19 protein-coding genes are annotated in these 19,988 nt (G+C 38.9%); 3 read left to right on the top strand and 16 right to left on the bottom strand.

What is annotated here, in order from left to right:
• Positions 1 to 39: 39 nt before the first annotated feature.
• The 4 genes from IPM48_07575 to IPM48_07560 form a co-directional block, all read right to left on the bottom strand.
• Positions 40 to 249: a type II toxin-antitoxin system HicA family toxin gene (locus IPM48_07575; GenBank protein MBK9271441.1), complete on the bottom strand. Its 210-nt coding sequence runs from the start codon at positions 247 to 249 to the stop codon at positions 40 to 42.
• Complete coding sequence (locus IPM48_07570; GenBank protein MBK9271440.1) at positions 246 to 470, bottom strand: type II toxin-antitoxin system HicB family antitoxin; 225 nt, start codon at positions 468 to 470, stop codon at positions 246 to 248. The genes IPM48_07575 and IPM48_07570 overlap by 4 nt, the downstream gene beginning before the upstream one ends.
• Before the next feature lie 173 nt (positions 471 to 643).
• On the bottom strand, positions 644 to 2,149 hold the full coding sequence (locus IPM48_07565; GenBank protein ID MBK9271439.1) for a T9SS type A sorting domain-containing protein: 1,506 nt from the start codon (positions 2,147 to 2,149) through the stop codon (positions 644 to 646).
• Positions 2,150 to 2,167: 18 nt separating this feature from the next.
• Positions 2,168 to 2,629 carry a hypothetical protein gene (locus tag IPM48_07560; protein MBK9271438.1) on the bottom strand — a complete coding sequence of 154 codons (462 nt, stop codon included), beginning with the start codon at positions 2,627 to 2,629 and terminating at the stop codon, positions 2,168 to 2,170.
• A gap of 184 nt (positions 2,630 to 2,813) precedes the next feature.
• On the opposite strand from IPM48_07560, the gene IPM48_07555 reads away from it, so the two are divergent.
• Positions 2,814 to 3,290: a BatD family protein gene (locus IPM48_07555; protein ID MBK9271437.1), complete on the top strand. Its 477-nt coding sequence runs from the start codon at positions 2,814 to 2,816 to the stop codon at positions 3,288 to 3,290.
• Positions 3,290 to 4,882 carry a protein BatD gene (locus tag IPM48_07550; GenBank protein MBK9271436.1) on the top strand — a complete coding sequence of 531 codons (1,593 nt, stop codon included), beginning with the start codon at positions 3,290 to 3,292 and terminating at the stop codon, positions 4,880 to 4,882. Before IPM48_07555 ends, IPM48_07550 begins: the two co-directional genes overlap by 1 nt.
• A gap of 157 nt (positions 4,883 to 5,039) precedes the next feature.
• On the opposite strand, the gene IPM48_07545 is transcribed toward IPM48_07550, so the two are convergent.
• The 7 genes from IPM48_07545 to IPM48_07515 form a co-directional block, all read right to left on the bottom strand.
• Complete coding sequence (locus IPM48_07545; protein MBK9271435.1) at positions 5,040 to 7,478, bottom strand: carbohydrate binding family 9 domain-containing protein; 2,439 nt, start codon at positions 7,476 to 7,478, stop codon at positions 5,040 to 5,042.
• A gap of 167 nt (positions 7,479 to 7,645) precedes the next feature.
• The gene (locus IPM48_07540) at positions 7,646 to 8,776 is read right to left on the bottom strand and encodes a T9SS type A sorting domain-containing protein (protein MBK9271434.1); all 1,131 of its coding nucleotides are present in this window, start codon (positions 8,774 to 8,776) and stop codon (positions 7,646 to 7,648) included.
• A gap of 172 nt (positions 8,777 to 8,948) precedes the next feature.
• The gene (locus tag IPM48_07535) at positions 8,949 to 9,572 is read right to left on the bottom strand and encodes a GNAT family N-acetyltransferase (protein ID MBK9271433.1); all 624 of its coding nucleotides are present in this window, start codon (positions 9,570 to 9,572) and stop codon (positions 8,949 to 8,951) included.
• 217 nt (positions 9,573 to 9,789) lie between these two features.
• Positions 9,790 to 10,221 (bottom strand): SRPBCC domain-containing protein, encoded by a 432-nt coding sequence (locus IPM48_07530; protein ID MBK9271432.1) that lies wholly within the window; start codon positions 10,219 to 10,221, stop codon positions 9,790 to 9,792.
• A gap of 121 nt (positions 10,222 to 10,342) precedes the next feature.
• On the bottom strand, positions 10,343 to 11,281 hold the full coding sequence (locus tag IPM48_07525; protein ID MBK9271431.1) for an alpha/beta hydrolase: 939 nt from the start codon (positions 11,279 to 11,281) through the stop codon (positions 10,343 to 10,345).
• 308 nt (positions 11,282 to 11,589) lie between these two features.
• The gene (locus tag IPM48_07520; GenBank protein MBK9271430.1) at positions 11,590 to 12,486 is read right to left on the bottom strand and encodes a DUF1398 family protein; all 897 of its coding nucleotides are present in this window, start codon (positions 12,484 to 12,486) and stop codon (positions 11,590 to 11,592) included.
• A gap of 71 nt (positions 12,487 to 12,557) precedes the next feature.
• Positions 12,558 to 13,322 carry an AraC family transcriptional regulator gene (locus IPM48_07515; protein ID MBK9271429.1) on the bottom strand — a complete coding sequence of 255 codons (765 nt, stop codon included), beginning with the start codon at positions 13,320 to 13,322 and terminating at the stop codon, positions 12,558 to 12,560.
• Positions 13,323 to 13,837: 515 nt separating this feature from the next.
• On the opposite strand from IPM48_07515, the gene IPM48_07510 reads away from it, so the two are divergent.
• A complete protein-coding gene (locus IPM48_07510; protein MBK9271428.1) occupies positions 13,838 to 13,978 on the top strand; it encodes a hypothetical protein in 141 nt (46 codons plus the stop codon).
• 124 nt (positions 13,979 to 14,102) lie between these two features.
• Here the strand turns inward: IPM48_07510 and IPM48_07505 are convergent, their stop codons facing one another.
• The 5 genes from IPM48_07505 to IPM48_07485 all read right to left on the bottom strand — a co-directional run bounded on the left by IPM48_07505 (position 14,103) and on the right by IPM48_07485 (position 19,988).
• Positions 14,103 to 14,498 (bottom strand): hypothetical protein, encoded by a 396-nt coding sequence (locus tag IPM48_07505; GenBank protein MBK9271427.1) that lies wholly within the window; start codon positions 14,496 to 14,498, stop codon positions 14,103 to 14,105.
• Between the two features lie 22 nt (positions 14,499 to 14,520).
• On the bottom strand, positions 14,521 to 14,958 hold the full coding sequence (locus tag IPM48_07500) for a DUF1801 domain-containing protein (GenBank protein ID MBK9271426.1): 438 nt from the start codon (positions 14,956 to 14,958) through the stop codon (positions 14,521 to 14,523).
• Positions 14,959 to 15,165: 207 nt separating this feature from the next.
• Entirely contained in the window at positions 15,166 to 15,858 is a 693-nt protein-coding gene (locus IPM48_07495) for an acyloxyacyl hydrolase (GenBank protein MBK9271425.1), read from the bottom strand.
• 195 nt (positions 15,859 to 16,053) lie between these two features.
• Positions 16,054 to 17,385: an IS4 family transposase gene (locus tag IPM48_07490; GenBank protein MBK9271424.1), complete on the bottom strand. Its 1,332-nt coding sequence runs from the start codon at positions 17,383 to 17,385 to the stop codon at positions 16,054 to 16,056.
• Between the two features lie 317 nt (positions 17,386 to 17,702).
• Positions 17,703 to 19,988 (bottom strand): DUF2357 domain-containing protein, encoded by a 2,286-nt coding sequence (locus tag IPM48_07485; GenBank protein MBK9271423.1) that lies wholly within the window; start codon positions 19,986 to 19,988, stop codon positions 17,703 to 17,705.

Below are 19,988 nucleotides of genomic sequence, written 5' to 3'. Positions count from 1 at the left end.
ATTATTTAATTCAATATTAAAGTCAGGTTTGAGTAGGATTTAACTATTTATCTCATTTTTGTCTATTCCAGCTTGTTTTAATATAGCCATAAAAGTACCTTTTTTAAGATCTCTATTTGAATGAATAGGCACTATTACGGTTTTATTGTTATTAGGATTAAAAAAGAGATGGTGAGATCCATTAGTGCGCTTAAAGATATACCCGCTGGACTCTAAGATTTTAATAAGTTGCTTTGGGCTAAGGTTCATGCATGATGAAGACTTATGGAGTATTCCAGCGTATCGCTGTCATCTGGAATTTTTTCACCCCTTTCATCCAACTCTTCAATGTAAAGTGCAATGGCTTCTTTAGCCATAGCTAAGGCTTCGTCGAGGTCTTCGCCATAAGTAATGCAGCCTGGGAGAACGGGAACTGTTACGGTATAACCGCCTTCATCTTCTTTGTGTAAATGAATCTTATAGGTGTACATAAAATATGGAATATATTGACAATTATAATTTGAACCTTGCTGATTATAGATTCAAATCTAACAGAAAATTATAACAAAATTAATAAAATATCCCATTATTTAGAATGAAATCAATAATAAATTTTGACCAAGGCATATATATGAAGTCCACTAAAAAATAATATGTAAATCTCTTATAACTTTACAAATCGTTTTATAAATTGACCTTTTGTAGTATTCAAGTGTAAAAAATAGATGCCTTGTTTCAAAGTCTGAATAGAAAGTGAATGTTTAATGGAATCTGGTTTGGCTCCTGCGAAGAAATGTAGTCTGCCTTCTGAATCATAAACCCCGATCGATAAAATTTCAAATTCACTGTCAATCTTAATTAGATCTGAGGCAGGATTTGGAAAAATTTTGATCTGATGAGTCTCGGTTTCTTCCACTGTAAAACTTGGAGCAATAAACTCCAGAGCCCCTATAGACGGAGGACTCGGGAAAGTCCTTCCAAAATAATCGCTCAAATTGCTTGCGGTGGGCAGACCTTTTCTATACGCCGGTGAATTTTGTTGGATTCCATAATTGACGCCATTAAAAGGTACAAATGCTGGATTCATTCTTGTAATCCCGTTGGTTTCTGTCACGGGCAAAGTCGGCCTGTAGTTGGCGTTGGTCTCGTGATACCAGAGATTGTTGGCGTACACAAAGCTTCCAGGTAAGGTATTGGGTCCGATGTTGACATCTGTGGAAAGGCTGCTGTTGACCACCACCAGATTGTTGATAAAAAAATTGTAAGCGCAACTTTGATAAAAACTGGTATCCGGGCTTTCCTGCAAAATCCTCATGATCCATCTCTCAGGTCTAATGATGGTGTTATTGATGACGGTCACATTTCTGCATCCTACATAAGCAATAGGGGTAACCGAACCTTCAAAAATATTGGCACTCACCAGCAGATTTCTGGCTTCATAATTTGCGTTTAAGGGTCTGAAAAAGGCTGCTCCCGTGCTTCCCCCCAAATTGATGCTACGCTGACCTCCATTCCTGAAATAATTCCTGCTGATGTGGATTTCTGAAGTGGCGCCCTTGGCCTGGATCGAATTGGAACCCTGGTTGGTAAACTGGCATTCTCTGATTTCACCAGCGTGGCAGCCCACCATGTCGATTCCGGATCCTCCGGTTGCTCCATTTGTAAAAGAACAGTTGATGATTTGAAAGGAATCCAGACCGGAAAGTTTGAGCATATCGTTGTTGCCTGTGGCAGCCATGTCTCTGAAGACGATGTTTTGTAGGATCAGTTTCTTAGTAGGAGTTTGATAGCTTCCTCCATCATCGATGTTCATTCCATTGCCGGTTTGGCCGGTAATGGTCATGTCCTGGATCGAGACATATTGGGCATCTGTAAAGTGCATGGATTGTGAACCTCCCGAGAACACTACTGTATTCCGATCGATGCCTTTGAGGGTGATCCATGCATTGGGAGTTCCTTTTAAATTTTCAATAAAAAAAGAACCCCGATAGTTTCCGGGATAGATTAAAATGGTGTCACCGGGTAAGGCATTTCTTGCGGCTTGGGCAGGATCAGGGTATGCTCTACCTTGGCCAACTTCCAAAATTCTTTGACCATACAAGCTGGAGCTCCAGTTTGTAAAACCATCGGTGAATAGCAACAAACAACTGAAGAGGAGTACTTTGTTCATTCTCATAAAAGCAGTGGTTTACATTCTAAAATAAGGTCTTGACTCATTCCAAAATCCCCAGGGAATCATCAACAGGATTAAAAACAAGGCGATGCTGAAATACACAAATCCGATTCTGAATTTTTGGGCGTCGCTGCTTTGTTTTTTGGCTTTAGAGGCTCCTATCTGAGCAATGATGATGGCCAATACCATTCCAAAAATATGTTCAACAGACCAAAACCTCAGGCTGCTCTCTTTCATAGATCCACCGAAGTCCTTCAAAATATCCTGCATGATCGGAGAAACTCCCCAATACAGGAGCAATCCAATCAGCAACTGACTGTGGAGCAAGATCATAAGATAAGTATTTAATTTGCCATCTTGGGCCGTATAAACTTTCCCGGATTTCCAGCCATTGTAGTTCTGGTAAATCACAATGATGGCAAGACCAAGAACAAACCATCTTAGCCAGGAGTGCAGATTGAGTAAAATTTCGTACATGGTTATTTTGTTTAGTTGTTTGAAATAATTGATTGAAAGTAAGGGCGAAACTAAATAAAATTGGGTAATAAACCCTCAAATATTCCGGACCATTCAAACGGAGGAGTTTTTTTTAAGAAAAAATTAGCAATGATCTGTAAAGCAGGTATTTATTTTGCGTGTTAGATGAAAAAATGAAGCTATGATGAAAAATATGTTTTTGCTCTCGTTTACTTTTCTCACGATCTGCCTGAAAGCACAGGATCCGGTCTTTAAAGTAGAATTGAGTCATGACAGCTTGCTTCTGGGTAATTATGTGGAATTGAAATACACCTTGGAGAATATTCAGGGTAAGTTTACTCCCCCCGATTTTCCTGGAATGAAGTTGATAGCAGGACCCAACCATGCTTCTTCGTATTCTTTTATCAATGGAGAAGTAAAACAGACCTCCAGTTATGTGTATTTTCTGATGCCGGAAGCAGAAGGAAACTATATCATTGGAGAAGCCACTGTTCAATCAGGCCAACAAATATTTACCACCCCTGAAATAAACCTTGTGGTAATGCCAAATCCTGATCGGCTGATCCAGAATCCAAATTCAGATCTAAAAAATGCGGATCCCGGTGTAATCATCAAACCGAAAAACAATTCGGCCGGCAAGAAAAAAACATATAGGATTTGATGCGATTCTTTTTATTTCAAGTTTGTTTTTATACCGCAATCTTTTCTGAAGCTATTTCACAAAGTAATTTTCGTGCAATTTCGGAAACCAAACAGGCTTTGTCAGGCAGCAGCTTTAGGGTAGAGTTCAGGTTGGAGAATGAAGAAGGCAAACAATTTGCACCACCGGATTTTGGAGGCTTGCAGATTGTGTCCGGGCCCAGCAGATCCATGCAAACCAGCGTGATCAACGGTCGCACCAGTTTTTCAGTGGGTTATGTGTATATTTTAGCCGGTACAAAACCCGGAAAGTACCGGATAGGGCCTGCCACCATTTTAGTGGGATCCAAAATGAAACGGACCGATCCAATGGAAATTGAAATTGTTGCCCAACAAAGCAAGGCCGGTCAATTTAGAGATTTCTTTATCAGGGCTGAAATATCCAGCAGGCAGGCTTATGTAGGTCAACAATTACTATTGAAATACAGGATATACACCAGGGTAAACGTAACCAACATCGATGTGGTATCCTCCCCCAAATTGGAGGCATTCTACAGAGAGCACATCGCAACAGGAGACGGTCAACCCCATAGGGTGATTGAAAATGGAGTTGAATACTTCACGAAGGTATTGGGCATTCAGGCTCTTTATCCAATGAAACCGGGTAAAATTAAAATTGAACCTTCCGCCTTCAGGGTAATTTTAGGGGACGAAGACAGTTGGGGTTTTGGCTTACACTCAATGTTTAGTCAGAGAGCAGAAGTGGTGCAAACCAATGATTGCATCATTGATGTGAAAGACTTTCCCAAACCCATGCCGGATGGCTTTAATGGAGCAACGGGTTTTTTCACCAGTCAGTTGGAACAACCAGCCAGAGATTTTACCATGAGCGATGCCATTCAGTTTCACATGACCATTACAGGCACAGGTCATTTTGCATCCATCAAACATCGATTAAATATTCCGGACAGTTTATTTCAAATAGCGGAGGGAAAAGCTACGCAGCCAGTTCGGATTGCAGACGATTCTTTGATTGTCCAGCAGGTAAAATCCACCTACCTCCTGACTCCCAAACAACCCGGTTTTTTCCAATTGTACCCTGAGTTTGTTTATCTGGACCCATCCACCGGACAATATGTGACCAAAAGAGATACCATTCGCCTGAATGTTTCACAAGGGTCGCTGATCCAAACGGGTGAACCGGATAGCCCTCCTCTTTTGACCGATTTTTCTTTGAGCAAATCTGAAACTGAGTTAATCAAAAATCCAATGTTTTGGCCTTTGGTTTTGTTTCCCTGGATTTTGATGGGAATTTTATGGGCCTCACCAAAGATTAAATCAAAGTGGATCAAAGGAGAAAAAGATTTTAATAAACCCAATCGAACAGACAATGCCAATCCACAGGAAAAAGCTGAATTGTATTTAATTCAATTATTACAATCCAATTATCCTGAAGTCAGAAACCTCCGGGGATTGAATGCGATTAAAATCCAACTTCAGAATTCCAAGGTTCTTCTTCCGGAGCATTTGCAACTGATCCGGAAATTTGAATTGCTGAAATACCAACCCATGGTCACCGACGATCAGTGGAATCAATTTATGAGAGAATTTTAAGCGTGGAATTTCTTACCAACCGTCCGTCCACCAGTAAACCCTTGGCTGGCGTGGAAAATGCTTGTGTATTGCGAAAAAGAATTGTGTTGCTAAAAGTCTGGTGAGAGTAGAGCGATAAATCAAGCTGTAAAAAAGGATGGAAAGTTGGGCAATCTAATTAAATCAGTTTTGTATTTTTTGATTTCAATTTTTTTTCAAGCTCAAGGTAATCTATAAAATAAAGCACCCTTAAAGAAATACTATTGGTTTGGGGAGAATCCAGGGTCTCTGACAAATTTCTCAGATAGTTTTGCCTGGTGTCCGGCATATTGGACAATATTTGATTTTTCCAGACAAATATCAGATCGCTTCCAGGAGCAAATCGGTAGTTGAACTGAAGATCCACCGTAAAAGCATTGTAATTGTTGTCATTCAAAGAAATTCTGTCTTCAGCGTTGTATAAATCTGTTTTTTCTAAGATCCCGTTTGGACGAAGTATTCCAATGGATTGATATTGGACCTGATCCCAATAGTGTCTAATTCTAAAGGTGATTCCCATTTTGTGATTGAAAATATACCTTCCGGAGACAGACTGATCGATGATCCAGCGATTGCGATCGCCAATGTATGTATTGCGAGGATCTATGGGCCGGCCATCCGGTATGGGTGACAAATATCCTTGTTCCAGTAAATTTCGCTTTAAAAGCAAGTTCCAAAACAGAGAAATCCGGTCATTGAAACGAAATCTTGGTTTCCAATCCAGGGTGTAAAAATTTCTTCCCGGAGCATCAAAATATCGATAACTGACAAACACATCTAAGGCAAGGGGTTTTCTGTAATCTGAAGAAAAATTTGCGCCAAAGGTGTAATTGACAGGCCAATGCAAGTAAAGGCTAAAGTCCTTTGTTCTGGGTTCGAAAAAATCTCTTGTGGGGATGGGTTCAAGTCGAACATTAATACCATAGGCGTCCCTGCTTTTCCACAATAAGAAATGCGTTAAATTAATGGCAAAATCTGCAAACACATCCGGTTTAAAATGCCTCAAATACAAAACATTTGCTTTAAAATTATAAAATTGAATGTTCTGTTTTTTTGGCTTGTACTCTGCATAAGCTCCATTGAGATTGTAAGTGTGTTCGTTGGCGGCTGCGAGGAAGGCTAGATCATTTGGATTAAACCGATCTGTTTCGATCAGCTGGTGTACATTCCAGGTCCATTTTCCTCCGAATTTTCCCAATCTTAGCTGGCTACTATATCCTTTGTCATTTTCTTTGCCAGTGTATCTTTGACTCATTACCGCTTTTCCCAGGATGGAATATCTTTGGTCCTTGGTTTTTATTTCACCTGTCAGCGCTGTTACATTGGCGTCTGTAAAATGACCATTTCTGGTCACATTGGTATTGAGGAATCTGACATAAGAGTTGTTAAATAGATTCTGATCGGCCACAAACACATTGTAATTGGACAATGGACTCGTCAGAAACGAAGATTCCGCTCCGGACGAATCGCGTATCACGGCATGAGTGCTTCCCACCACCGCATTAAAAAATCCAAGTCCTGTCCCGGCTGAAGTTCTGCCACTTAGTTTGGTCGCATTGTACAACTGACTGGTCTCCGGATTGGACAAGAGTTGTCCTTTCAATTCTAAAGCGCGGGCATTGGCGTCAAAATATCCCTGTGGTCTTCCTCCTACTCTCCTCGAATAAAACAGACCATCTCTGTTGAAGAGTTCGGTTCCTTCGGTAAAAAACTGCCTGTTCTCTTCAAAAAAAACTTCGAATGGAGATAGATTGAGCACCTGTCGATCTGAAATGACCTGACCAAAATCGGGTACCAGCGCCATGTCCAAAGTAAAAGCCTGATTGATGCCATATTTTAAATCCGCACCTGCGCTAAATGAAGGAGAAAAATTATTGGGCTTGGCGGGATCAAATCCCTGATTCAGATATCCGGTCACAAAGGGCATCAGAGACAATCTTACGGGTGCTGCGAGATCCATCAACGAATCCACCCTTCCACTCTGCTGGACCCAACCGTTGACCAAGGGATCTATTTTACTCCAATAGGAAGTTTCTCTCCATCTTCTGATTTCCCTTGCAAACTGAACGTTCCACTGCTGGATGTTTTGATTTGGAAATCTGAGAGAGGAAAATGGGATTCTCATTTCAACGACCCAACCATCTTCTACGATCAGTACCTCACTGTCCCAAACTGCATTCCAGTTGAGGTCTTCTACGTGATTGGACACGATGGACTCGTATTGTACGCCGGCAGCATTGACGGCAAAAATAAATCCATTGAGACCACTTTGATAGGCGTCAATAAACACTTTAAAGAGATCTGAATTGCTGACCTGATCTCTTATACACAATTCTTTCAGTATTTTTTGTGGATCCGGATCATAGAGATGCGCTCCGATATAAATGGCCTGATCATCGTACAAAAACTTCACCCTGGTATCATGGGTGGCTTTGATCCCTGGCACAGGTTCGGTTTGAATGAAATTATCCGCAGCAGGCGCCAGGTTCCAGACAAATTCATCCAACCGTCCATCCATCTTAAGGGGAGTATAAATCCTCATTGCGGTGATGGACTTGACGGGCTCTGTAGTTGCCAAAATCCATGCTGGTAAGAGCAGAATGAAAAAAATTAAAAAAATCCGTTGCATGATTTGCGCAATGAAGATAAAGTTGCAAAACTAAGAAATGCCCTCGTCACTTCCTTCCATGGGCTGCCATAAGGACCTACTTTAATAAAACATTAAATAAAATCAGTTGAAAATCGCTAATAAATTAAGATTCCAGATAGAAATCCACAGCTTACTGAATTGATTTGGTACCAATAAATTCCCGGCGTTAGCTCATCCTCCACTAGAAAGGATCCTTCGTCTGAGATTAGTTTTTCCAGGACCAATTGCCCCAAAGTGGAAAAAAGCCGCAATCTGGTCGATGTGCTTTCTTCCAGATTCCAGTGCAGTCGTGTATTGCTCTGCCAAATCCGGCAGCCAGTCTCTGGAATGTTTGAATTCTGATTGATGGTGGACCTGCAACCGATGCGATTTGTGGCAATCACCAGATTGTCAAAATACCTCTCTTGCTGTACCGGAGAACCGGCATTCCAATAGTTTTCAAAAAATACAGCATTTATACCATAATTGTTTGGATCCATGTTCCAGTTGCCATGCCAGTTGATGTTGTAAGTGCCGGCCTGCAGCGTATCATTGATCCAAAACTCAAGGATTCCATCCGAGTTGTTTGGTGTATTGAGTTTAATATGCGCTTCGACACAATGCCATTGGGATACTCTTTCATCTGAGAACATGGGAATGTTTCCGTGTTTAAAACCCAACCAGCGCAGATTTGGAAAATCGTTGTAACGAGTGCTTACCAATCTCCCCTGGGTATTAATGCCACTGGCCGGATCCATTCCCAAAAACGCATCCTCTGGTCCACCAGACCAGATGTGTGCCATTGCACCGGTGGCCCAATTGGCATTGGCCAAGGTCAATGCGCGGGTCAATTTAGCCGGTCCGCCTCCTTGCCAATTGGATTGATGTCTTACATCCATTCTCCAATAAATTTCCTTAAAAGTACTGTCGGGCATGGATGCATTTCTTCCAATGTAGGCATGCGGAGTTCTGCCAAAAGATTTTGAAAGACCTCCGGCGCCCACTTCTCCTTTTTGCCAAAGCACCCTCATACCATTGGAAGCATCTCTGCCCACCCCTGACATCGGAACAAAATCACCATTGTTGTTATTGACTTCAAAGTATCTGTCTGCAATCGCTTGCATTGATTCAAAGTCATCACAAAAAATCAAACCCGGTTGGTTCAGATTTTTGCAAAAGTCCGTTTGAGCAGCAGGGACATTAAAAAACAAGAGTACAGAGTAAATGACAAAATTCCATCTCAACATAATGGGCCTTTTAAGCCACTAAGATAAATCTTTTTAACGATTACTGGGAGATAAACGCAGGTTAAGAAACTTGTCAGAAATGATAAAAAATGAAGCGGAATCAAAAGCCAATTTGTAAAAGGGGACGGAACTTCAAATCGCTGAATTGGCTGTCAAATCGGATCGGTCATTTTTAGGATTTAATATTTTTCGAATTCATGTTTTGATGTATCTGTTCTATTCTATCATTCAGGGCGTTCTTGCAAGCTCTCCATTCGTCCGCAGTAATGGAAAATACCACGGTGTCTCTGAATGATTCATCAGGCAATATTTGGTGATTTCTCAGCACTCCGTCCTGCTTAGCTCCGAGTCTTAAAATGGCATTTCTGGATGGAAAGTTATACCAATTTGTCCTGAATTCTACTGCAATGGCTTTCAGCACTTCAAATGCATGTGTAAGCAATAACAACTTGCACTCAGAGTTTACATGAGTTCTTTGATAGGTTTTAGAATACCAGGTATATCCTATTTCCAATCTTCGGTGTTCGGGAGTGGCATTGGTGTATCGGGTGCAACCCACTGTTTTATTTGAAATTTTATCGACCACCACAAATGCCAGGCCTTTGTCCAGATGATAATCCTCCAAGGCTTTTCTAATATAAAGATCAATATTTGAAGAATTTGGAACGGAAGTGTACCACAATTTTGATAAATTTCCGTCCGATTCAGCTTCTAACAAATCATCTTTGTGATTTTGATGAAGGGGAATTAGTTTTACCCGGTTTGTTTCAAGCGTTTGTTCTGTAATCCATTTCATGGCGATTGATTTTCATAAGTCGCTAAAGTATACCTTCCATTTAATTTTAGATGGTTATTTTTAATACCTTCCGGTAACTGTTCTTTGGCCCGGATATTTTTCCTGGATGTAGCAATCAATTTTCTTTTACCGCACCAATAAAAAAGAAGAACATCGTATCCTGCATACTGGAATTCGTCGTTCAAGGAATGTTGCTACTGATCCAAAATTATTTGATTCAAACAAATAATCTATCCATGTATGGAACAAATTCATCAAACTCAAGATTTCTTTTTAAGATTCTCAAATACATGGCCCAACAGTAATTAGAAATTTTGTAATGTTCATTGAGTTCTTTCCATCCTGTATGATAAAATTGAACCTCCGTTAAATTGTTATTACTAAAAAGCCGGAATCCCACTTTGCTTCCTTCCCATTCAGGATCTGAGATTTGCATGGTCAACTCAAATTCTTCAAAAGGGAGATATTTAGAAACAATGGCAGTCCAATGGTATGCAGGCTCAAAATGAAGCTTAAAAATTTCTCCGGGAGCCGTTTTTCCAGAGCTAGCCTTTGCCCACCATTTGTCCAATCCTTCAGGCGTGGAAACCAATCCAAACACCCTGTCAAGCGGTGCGTTTACAGGAAAATTGTGGAAAATGTCGGCCATCGTTTTAAAGTTTGGTTCAAATATGGATTGTATATAATTAAAGTCATGCTCGTCATGTTTATTTCAGATCCATTAGATGAATATGGAGCAGCATTTTTTAAGCCTATTGTGCAAGAGCAATTTATTTATTGTTGTTCAAAAATAACACTATTTTTTCAATCAGCTCATGGTGAAGAGGAAGTTCAGGATTGTTATAGGTTGCCATATTTTCAGTCGCAAGGGTGGAGCATTTTCTGAGTACATGGTTCATGCCATCAATTATACTTAAACTGGTAAATTCTGATTGTTTGCTCATCTCTGTTGCACCTTCCACCGTTATTTGTATGTCGTTGCTGCCTTGGATGATTAAAATGGGGATGTCCAGCTTTTTAATTTCCTCTCTTGGGTCATATTTTAAACATGTCATAAAGTAATTCTGAACAGACGGCCCCATCAAACTTTGCAGATAGGGAGGAACACTATCCACTTTTACCCCGATCTTTAAACGATCGAGAATTGGAAATGCAGCCTCTTGGACAAAACCTGGTTGGTTGGATAATTGTCTTTTTAGCGTCGTATAGAGATCCTCTGAAATACCGGCTAGCGAGATAAATTTTTGAACAGGGTTGTTTTGAATTGCCAGCATACCTACCAATGCACCCTGGCTATGACCCAATACAGTGATATGAGAGTACTCTTTTTTTAAATAAGTAATCCAATTAGAAGCATCCAGCACATAGTCTTCAAAACGCAGGGTCTCATAGGAGAAGGAATCGGATAAACTTTCGCCAACACCTCTTTTGTCGTATCTCAAACTCGCGTATCCAAGATCCGCCAATTCTAGAGCAAGCTTTTTCAGGGCATTATTGATGTACAAGGGTTTTGTATTGCCGTCTCGATCCGTCTTTCCGGATCCTGATAGGATCAATATTGCTTTTTCTGTTTTGTGTTTCGGGTGCTCTATGGTTCCGGACAATTTGATCCCATTGGAAAAAATGGATACATTGTTCTGTGCCGGCAGAGAGATTGAGTAAAATACAATTGATGCGAATAAAAGCAGAGTTTTCTTTGTTTTCTCCATGATTGAAATCGGTTTAAGGTTTAATACCAATAAGTGTGATTTTGTTTATCCTTATCGTAATATTGACCTTGGAATGTTCAGAATAATTCAAATATATGGCTCTGTCATTTGTAGGACGATTCCTTCTTGCTTGACATTCGCTCAGTTCTCCGGTCGAATACCAGTGGCTCATTCGTGAAGAATTTACAGCCAGGCAGAAACCGCTATTATATTTTGGAGTTTGTTAAAAAGGTAAAATACCGCTATTGATTTTCCATCGAAATAAATTGCCCGGCTTCAGACAAAAACGCTGTTGTGATGTTCAGCTCTTACTGCGGTATCTCCTCTACCAGTACTATATTTCCTGCCTTGTCATAGTAAGTACAAGTCATTCTGTCCATACAAATGGCCCACTTTTCTATGCCTGTTGTTGAACACATTTTAATGAATGTTAAGAAGTCTGTTTTGCCTTGTTGGTGTGCAATTAACTCTGCCTTAAATTCTTTCACTTTTGCAGTGTCTGCGATTACCAAGGGGGCGTACTTTGCCGGAACTTCTGCGGTGTGGTCATTGGCACCGTGATAGTCGATATGGCCATCATTTACATAGGCTTCGTAATGAGTGACACCCAATGCCTTTATTTCTTTGATGTAAGCAGGGAAATCTGCACCTGATTTTACCTTGCTGTGAGCTGCTTTGATCTGTTCTACCGTAAAGCTTGGCTTTTGAACTGAGGCATCCGGAATATTTTCTACCCAAACTTTTTTTCCTGATTTGTTCATATACGTGCAAGTCATCGAACTTAAACAAACCACCCATTTTTCAATGCCGTTGTGGGCACACTTACGGCTTATTACAAAATAGTCGGACTTTCCTTGCTGATGATTAGCAATGTCCATTTTAAGCGCTTCCAAATCTAGTTTGTCGGAAATTGCCATTGGATCATAGTTTGCGCTTATCAATAATTCGTATCCATTTTCTCCGTGAAAAATACTGCTACCATCTTCGATTTTGGTTTCAAAATAAGTTACTCCAAGATTTTTGAGGTTCATCACCAAAACAGGAAAGTCAGCCCCTGTTTTCACTGGCATCATTTTTTCTTTGATTTGCTCTACTGTAAACATTTTTTCTTTGCTTTTAATTGTGAAACGATTTGTTGAATTACATGCGTCCATTATGCCTATGCTGGTCATAAGGATGGTTGCTTTAAGAATTGATTTTTTCATTGCAAATGCATTATAATTACGGTGCAAAGATGCAATGGCTAAAATCCCTGTCATTGTAAAAAATCGTTTTTCTACAAGAAGCGTTTGAAATTTTCGGGTGTTTCTCCCGTGAATTGTTTGAAGTCTTTGATGAAGTGAGCTTGGTCAAAGAAATTGTTTTCGTAACAAATTTCCGTTAGGGTTTTTGTTTTGCCTATGTTGTCAAGGACTGAATTGAAACGAACGATAGAAGAAAATTTCTTCGCGGTTGTTCCTACCACTTTTCTAAATCGCTTTTCAAAAGGGCTTTGACTGATCAATAGTTTTTCGTTGAGCTCTTTTATGCGGATGGTTCCTTTGGAATGATAAATGAGTTTCACCGCCTCCACGATCAATTGATCTGTTTTAAGGTCTTTAAGTTGAGTAAGCAGAAACTGCTCAACTACTTTTATTCGTTGTTTGTCAGTGGAAGCAATTGCCAATTTTTCCTCTACTTCGTTCACTTTGCTTTTTTCAAAGATGTTATCTAAGGATATGCTCAGATTAAAGAGTTCATTGGCAGGATGTGATGCAAAATGTGTAAAACCGGTTTCAGTAAAGAAAACCAAAACAGTTCCGATATCCGCTGAATTTTTAAAGATCTTATAAGCATCAGAAATACCAGTTACACCTGCCGTTGTCAGCTTAGTCTCTGCCTTATTTCTTATTGTGGAGAGCTGTCCCTTATACTGAAACCCAATCACAAGTCCGGAAGACGGAAAAACTTTGTATTCGTTTTCCAATTCGTTCTCCGACACCACATAGTATTTTATATAGTCCTTCAATTTGTCTTTCGGAAAATACTTATCAAATTTCATGGTAATAAGTTGGAGTGGAGGGGTATAAAAATATGCCAACAAAGTCTGGGTAAGTTAATTCATTGGAACGTTCAGAAACATCGATGAACTTTACAAGTTGAACAGCCAGAGACATATTGTTGCCCGTCCGGCAATGGCATGCATCTATTAATATATTCCTGGCAAGTGTTGGAGGCTTACAATGCATCTGTTTGCAATAAATCAGGGCTAAGGTACTAAAGCCATTGAAGATTCCATATAGACAGGGAAAAATTTTTCTCAACAGCTCGGATTTTTGGGAAGTCAAGAAACTAGGCCAGATATATATTTAAAGAAGTAGGAAGATTGGTATAGAATTCCAATATGCTTGACTGACCTTAAGTCTTGTTATTAAGCTTAATCTTATAAACCCTCTTTAGATAGCTGGGCTCAAAGCACATTGGCTCTATTGAAAAAATCTTGGTATCATAAATTAAAGATACTTCTTCAAGTGCATGACAGGATAATGCATCTTGCATTGGTTGATAGGAAAAAATATGAAACACCACCCAGGTAGCCATTCGATTCCGATATTAAATCATCCGGAAAGACCTATTTTATTGCAATCCTTTGAGGGCTTTTCAAGTACTTCAGGTATTGAATTCACTGGTTTCGGTGCAGGTAATTTATCCGGCTAAAGGCGGGACTGTCCAGCTGCACAAAGATGATAAAAAGTATCATGATCAACAAAGCACGAAACCCGCTCTTCTGCAAAACCACTGTCTGAGGTTCGTTGTTTTCTGTTATGGAGTATATCGGTCGTCATTTGGTTAATTTATATCCCAAATAACTTCCCAGAAATTTTGCTGCATTGGCAAGAGCAAATATTAAAATAAAATCAGACCAATTTACACCTGCTGCCGTTATTAGGATAAGGTCCAACAGAACATAAATGAGTGGATACAGAATTACCAATCTGAACACATTCGGGTATTCTTTTTTCTTCCAATATCGCGTCACAAGAAAGAACAGGATAAACCCGAATATTCCTGAAATATAGGGCGCAGAAATGTTAGCGTGCGCTTCATAGACAGCTTGTTCTTGTCCGGGGTTTATGAGATATGAATACACCGCCACTTCAAGGAATGAAATGGCAACCAGGCATATCATCGTCAGTATGGACAGTCCAACTAACTTTAAAATGGTATATTTTTTCATTGGATGGCAATTAATTCTTTGATTATTTTACCCTGCAGGAACATTCGTGATGCTCACTTATGTATTTAATTGATTCCAAGCAAAGTTCTTTTAATGCGGATAAATTTATGTCAGAAAGTTTTTTCACATAAATACAAGCTTTGCTCATTTTAAATTTTCCGAGATCCGCTAAAACGGCATTACTCCTTTCGGTATTGCTATAAACATAAAACGTAAGTGCTGCCTTTCTCGGTGAAAAGCCAAGAACTGGCGCGTCTCCTTCGTGTCCGCTTGCATACTTGTAATGATAGGTACCAAACCCGATAATCGACGAGCCCCACATTTTGGGTTCAGAGTCAGACCATTCTCTCATTAACTCAATCAGTTGAAAACTGTCCGATTTCTTCTGTTCGCTGTCAACGTAGGAGTTCACAAAATCCACTACGTCTTGTCCTGTGTAAGTTGTCTTTGTTTTTGCCATATTTTTAGATCAAAACAGTCGTCTGTCGTGATTGAGTGGCCGTCTTTTCAAATGACCGGTAACGGTTTGAGATTGAAGCTGAGGACTATTTCACCTTGACCTGTAGCAAAGATACAAATACCAATGGATCCGATAACAGCTTAATTTTGTCAAAATTGAAGTACCCAGAAGGACCTTGCTTTCATCTGATGGTAGAATCAGGCATTGTTAATTAAGTTTGTGCGTCAGCCCGATAAAAAATCCATTGCTGTCGTGTGAAGGATTTCGTTCTGCACCTTTGGCATTTCCGTTTGAAATATGCAAGTGTCTGACACCAAACATGATTGAAGTATTTATATTGATACTTATGTCAGAACCCATTCCATATTTTGTGATACCGTTTAATTGCAGTCCAAGTCTCTTGTCTTGATCTGTTGGTTTTGGAAATTCAGTGAATGTATATATGAAACCTCCGCCTGATTCAAAGTACAATCTCCATTTTTGATGATTCATGAGATAAAATCTTGCAAAGGGTCTGATTGCGAAACCTGTCGTTTTATTGAAGTCGTCTCTTGGAAACAATAGGTCAAATTCAATTCCAATGGACATAAACTTTCTTAGTTGATAATTAACACCCGTGTTGTTTGATGGCATAAAGGTCAGCGGATATTTATAAGCCCAGGAAAGTCCTGTTTCGTTGTAAATTGAAAGTCTGCGCTTTAATGTTGAGTCCTTTTTTGTCAAAAGCAAACAAGTGCCCACTGCAACCGAAGGGACTATGAAACCCATGGAAGTGTGCAATTTCAATGGCTCAAATCCAAGTGGATTGTTGTACCAATGGTCACCATAATAAAACTGAGCATTGGTCTTTGTGATCAGTGTCAAAAAAACATGGAAGATCAATAAAAATTGTCTGATCATTGCGCTTGTCAGCTATTTTTAGATGGTCGGTCTCTGCTTGACGCTAAGGAATTGGAGGGCTGTGTGATTAGGAGGAATTTGGAACTAGGAATTTATCCCGTTAAAGGCGGGTCTATCAATTTGCACAAAAGTTTGATAGGAGCACAAAGCTCCAAGTTTGCACAGCTGGTCCCGCTTTGGCGCATACGCGTCAACTTAGAGGGCCAGTTTATTAAAATAGTTTATACGGTCATTTCGTTTTTCATATTTGCAATTTTCCACTAATTTTTTGATGTTTATTATTGGATTGGAAAGCAGATCAATGATTTCTTTTTTGAAATAGTCTATAAATTTAAATAGACTAATTTGGTTCACATTTCCAAGATTATTATTATACAATATTGCCACTTGGTACATTCTATGTTGTATTACGATATTTATTAAAGAAAGTACTATAATTGAATCTACTCTATCCTTTGATAACTTATTATATGTTGGTATTACTTTCTGCAAATTATTGTAACTCTTCCAGCTTTTAAATATAGTTTCTATTCTCCATCTTAATGAATATAGAATGAAAGCTTGGTCAATTGAAATATCGTTACTTTCTGTATTTGTGATTAAAATTGAAAAGTTTAAATATTTATAGTAATCATCACTATGATTTATTTTATTATTTCGATCCTTGCTGGCTTTTCGTTTTCTTTCACTAGCTATAATGGGATGTACTCTATTTATTAATAATCGCACTCTAACTTTATCATCTTTTCCAAGGAATATCCATTTTTCAATTTTGGATTTTCCCTTCATTAGTTTAAAAATATCAATCCGCTTGCCTGTTTTTTCATCAAGCATAACAACTCCATATTTTACTTTACTTATAATGGAAACACCTTTATTTATTAACTTTTTGAAACATAATAGATTAAAATATCCCATGTCTCTTATTACAAGATCATTGTGTTTTGCAATAGAAAGTATGTCATTTGTACATGATTGGTCATTGACTCTAAATGATGTTATTTTAAAGTATTTAAATAAGTTATTTTTTAGTTCGTAAATTGTCTGAATTTTTAACTGAGATGTTAATGCCCCTTTAACTATTGTGCCTGGATAACACCAGCTCAAGCTTGCTGGTAATTTGAATGTTGTACTATCCTGTATATATACATTTCTAAATTTCGAAAGTGTTCCTTTTATAATTTTACTGTCTTGTTTCGCTTTTGAAATAATATTAATCATTAGCTGATGAAGTACTCTTAAACAGTATTCTACAAATGCTTGGTTTACTTTTTTATGCAATGCTTGTTTTGATACCAAACTCCCACTAAGCAAATTTATATGGTAAGCCCAATTTGAAAAGCTGATATTTCCTTGAGCAATCATTTGGATAAATCCAATAACCAGGTATTTAGGATTCAACTTTTTACTTTTTCGACAATAAAAGCCAGTCGCCTTTGCCAATTTTAAAAATGGTATCTTTTTAAAAATTTTGGAAGGAGTTTCACAATTTTTATGTTTCTTTGACTTGGAGCTTGCGGAACACATAATTTAGCAGTTTTATGGTAAATTCCAAGAGCTCCTATTTTTTAGGACCTTGCAAATATATAAAAATTTTATATTATATTGTAATACAAGTAATTACAATATTTTTTCGAATAATTATTATTAATTAAGTTGACGCGTATGCGCTTTGGCGGGATCACCGCCAATAGAGGCAACACGCTGTTACCAGTTCGCCCTTCTTTTCTCCGTATGTTTGTCTTTCAGAGTTGCGGTTGGACAGACACAATCTTTGCCAGGTTTTGGCTCTAGCGATTGCTTGCGGGGCATGGTTATGTGTGTGGCTGTGAAGGCATGGCATATTATCTGATTTTATTTTTCATTAATTCTGTCAAGCTGGTTGTAAACGGAAATGCAGATGCTCTTCCGGACGAGTAATTTGAAAGCTTTCTAAAGTCCCAGCTTACATATTTAAATTCGGTGTCTGTTACAGGTTCAATTTGTATCACCAGATAATTGTCCTGAGAGGGGGTAGGATAGCCTTTTCTGATTAAGTCGTCTTTTGAAAATACTTTAGGACCTCTGCTTACAATCTTCCATAAGTTACCGGAGTCAGTGTCTCCTGAAGTATGAAGCAATAAGTATTTTGAACTAACTGTTTCTTTGTCGAGTACAAGAGAACCTGTACCTGAACCCATTCTGAAATTGTAAAGTCCGGTTCGTTGAATCCAGTCGTATTGTTCCCTTGAGTTGCAATAACCCACCAGAACGAAAGTGTCATCAGGGATTAAGTCTCTATTGGTGTTATAGGGTTCTGGCAAAGGTTCCTTGACCACATTGTCAGATTCAGGTGGATTTTTATAAATGTCAAATGTTCTGAAAGCAATTTTCTCCCGTTGTGAAGAACGGTTTATGAAGTGTTCAATTATTTCAAGAATAAATGCTTTGAGTTCTCCAATCCCGCTATCGGTTTTTGATGGTTTTACCGGAAATGCACCAAGTCCCGGGATGATTTCGTGAAATCCTTTTTGGTTGATGGATTTATCACCGGGATATAAAACATAAGCGCCACCTGTTCTTCTAATGGCATCTTTATACGCATGCATCTTAAGCAGGTCGGCATTTTTGTAAATACCTTTTCTGTTCTCCGCTTTTTCTTCGTCAAGGGCGTTTTCTGTAATATGTTCCAGAAAATCGGTCAGGTTGGCTATTTTGTATTTCGCATCAAAATGAACATGAACAATCAGTTCCTGTTGTTCCGCTTCCGTTTCTGAAATTCCATAAGGCCAGAATGAAAGTGTATAGTCAGGGCGCAAGGTGGTTGTCCAGCTACCTGAAACAGGATAATTTTTCTTTCCACTAAAGGAACGGTTGTAATTAAAACGAATATTCAGTTTTCTGGTACCTGAGTTATAAATACCCTCTAACGCTGTCTCTTTTCCTTGCTTAAGTTGTAAATGCAGTCCGTCATCAGTTGGCTGGATTAATTTCTCGATGTCTTCAGCCTTAATTTCAAATAATTCCTGAAACAAATCAAGTAATTTGAAAAAGAGCCAGTATTCATATAAGGTAGCAATGTCTTTTTTGCCACCGCTGTAAATGTCGTCTCCGCCCTTCCAGATGAGTTTTGCAGCAAGGTCAAACATGAGCCATACACGAAGCACCTCCCTGTAACCTTCTTTTCGTTGCAACACCGGACTGTTAAGCTTTAATGTTGTTGGTCTCGAAATGTCTTTAAAAACGGTATGGTGCAGCTGACTTTCCAGTTCACGAATCAGTATTTCCGATTCGTTCTCCATTTTCTTATGGCCAAAATCTTTAGCCTTGTTGTTTATATCCATGCAAAACTTCAGGAAGTTTTCAAGCGCATGTTTTATAAAACGGTTTTCTGGCGTATCAACCGAATCTGTTTTTCTGACGGTTGTGATTCTTTCGGACAATGTGTCAATTCCGAAGTTTCTCAAATAATGCGTTTGCGGTAATTTGGTTCGCTTACTGCCTTTAAGTATTTCCTTAATATTGGTATTCGAAAATCTTTTGGCATTTCGAATATCTTTTTCTTCTATGGTTTCCGTCCATTTGGTTACCGGTGCTGTTACAATCCTGTGTATCGCTTCGGCAAATTCGTCAGTTCCGATTACTGACTTAATGAATGCAAATTTCTGATATAGTGACTGGCTGTCTTTGGTGTAATCAATTTCAAAATGTTGAGTTACTGGTGAGTTTGCCTGCAATAAAAGGTCTGTGCATTTTTCTGTAATCAGTTCCAGCATATCACGGTAATCGTTACGATAATCTGCTTTTATTGATTGCACCTCGATGCTTACCTTACCAATGGGTGCTGATTCGCCATCTTTAAATACCGGAATTTCAAGCGTCCCCACATAAATATTGGGTGCTATTCTTCCTACATGAGGAACTCTTTTGTGTGGCTGGACAATATTATCAAACGGATCTGCCAGATAATATTCACGGTTGCTTAATTCATAATCATAAAAACACCCTTCTTTCAGCTGATACTTGGCTTCACCATACTCTTCTGCATCTTCCTTTACAAACAGCGTGTTAACAGATCTCTCAGTAATAGTTAGCGAGAGACTACTTTCTATATGGCTTAAATCCAGTGTTATTTCAGATAGTTCTTTCAC

This window comes from Saprospiraceae bacterium, from assembly GCA_016715965.1.
Lineage (GTDB): Bacteria > Bacteroidota > Bacteroidia > Chitinophagales > Saprospiraceae > Vicinibacter.
The sequence above is the reverse complement of the archived record's forward strand: the minus strand, read 5'-3'. Positions and strand labels throughout refer to the sequence as shown.

Coding starts and splice junctions, on each gene's coding strand:
- IPM48_07575 (MBK9271441.1), bottom strand. CDS start 249: ATGAACCTTAGCCCAAAGCAACTTATTAAAATCTTAGAGTCCAGCGGG.
- IPM48_07540 (MBK9271434.1), bottom strand. CDS start 8,776: ATGTTGAGATGGAATTTTGTCATTTACTCTGTACTCTTGTTTTTTAAT.
- IPM48_07550 (MBK9271436.1), top strand. CDS start 3,290: ATGCGATTCTTTTTATTTCAAGTTTGTTTTTATACCGCAATCTTTTCT.
- IPM48_07495 (MBK9271425.1), bottom strand. CDS start 15,858: ATGATCAGACAATTTTTATTGATCTTCCATGTTTTTTTGACACTGATC.
- IPM48_07570 (MBK9271440.1), bottom strand. CDS start 470: ATGTACACCTATAAGATTCATTTACACAAAGAAGATGAAGGCGGTTAT.
- IPM48_07510 (MBK9271428.1), top strand. CDS start 13,838: ATGAAACACCACCCAGGTAGCCATTCGATTCCGATATTAAATCATCCG.
- IPM48_07525 (MBK9271431.1), bottom strand. CDS start 11,281: ATGGAGAAAACAAAGAAAACTCTGCTTTTATTCGCATCAATTGTATTT.
- IPM48_07555 (MBK9271437.1), top strand. CDS start 2,814: ATGAAAAATATGTTTTTGCTCTCGTTTACTTTTCTCACGATCTGCCTG.
- IPM48_07500 (MBK9271426.1), bottom strand. CDS start 14,958: ATGGCAAAAACAAAGACAACTTACACAGGACAAGACGTAGTGGATTTT.
- IPM48_07565 (MBK9271439.1), bottom strand. CDS start 2,149: ATGAACAAAGTACTCCTCTTCAGTTGTTTGTTGCTATTCACCGATGGT.
- IPM48_07560 (MBK9271438.1), bottom strand. CDS start 2,629: ATGTACGAAATTTTACTCAATCTGCACTCCTGGCTAAGATGGTTTGTT.
- IPM48_07490 (MBK9271424.1), bottom strand. CDS start 17,385: ATGTGTTCCGCAAGCTCCAAGTCAAAGAAACATAAAAATTGTGAAACT.
- IPM48_07515 (MBK9271429.1), bottom strand. CDS start 13,322: ATGAAATTTGATAAGTATTTTCCGAAAGACAAATTGAAGGACTATATA.
- IPM48_07505 (MBK9271427.1), bottom strand. CDS start 14,498: ATGAAAAAATATACCATTTTAAAGTTAGTTGGACTGTCCATACTGACG.
- IPM48_07530 (MBK9271432.1), bottom strand. CDS start 10,221: ATGGCCGACATTTTCCACAATTTTCCTGTAAACGCACCGCTTGACAGG.
- IPM48_07535 (MBK9271433.1), bottom strand. CDS start 9,572: ATGAAATGGATTACAGAACAAACGCTTGAAACAAACCGGGTAAAACTA.
- IPM48_07520 (MBK9271430.1), bottom strand. CDS start 12,486: ATGAAAAAATCAATTCTTAAAGCAACCATCCTTATGACCAGCATAGGC.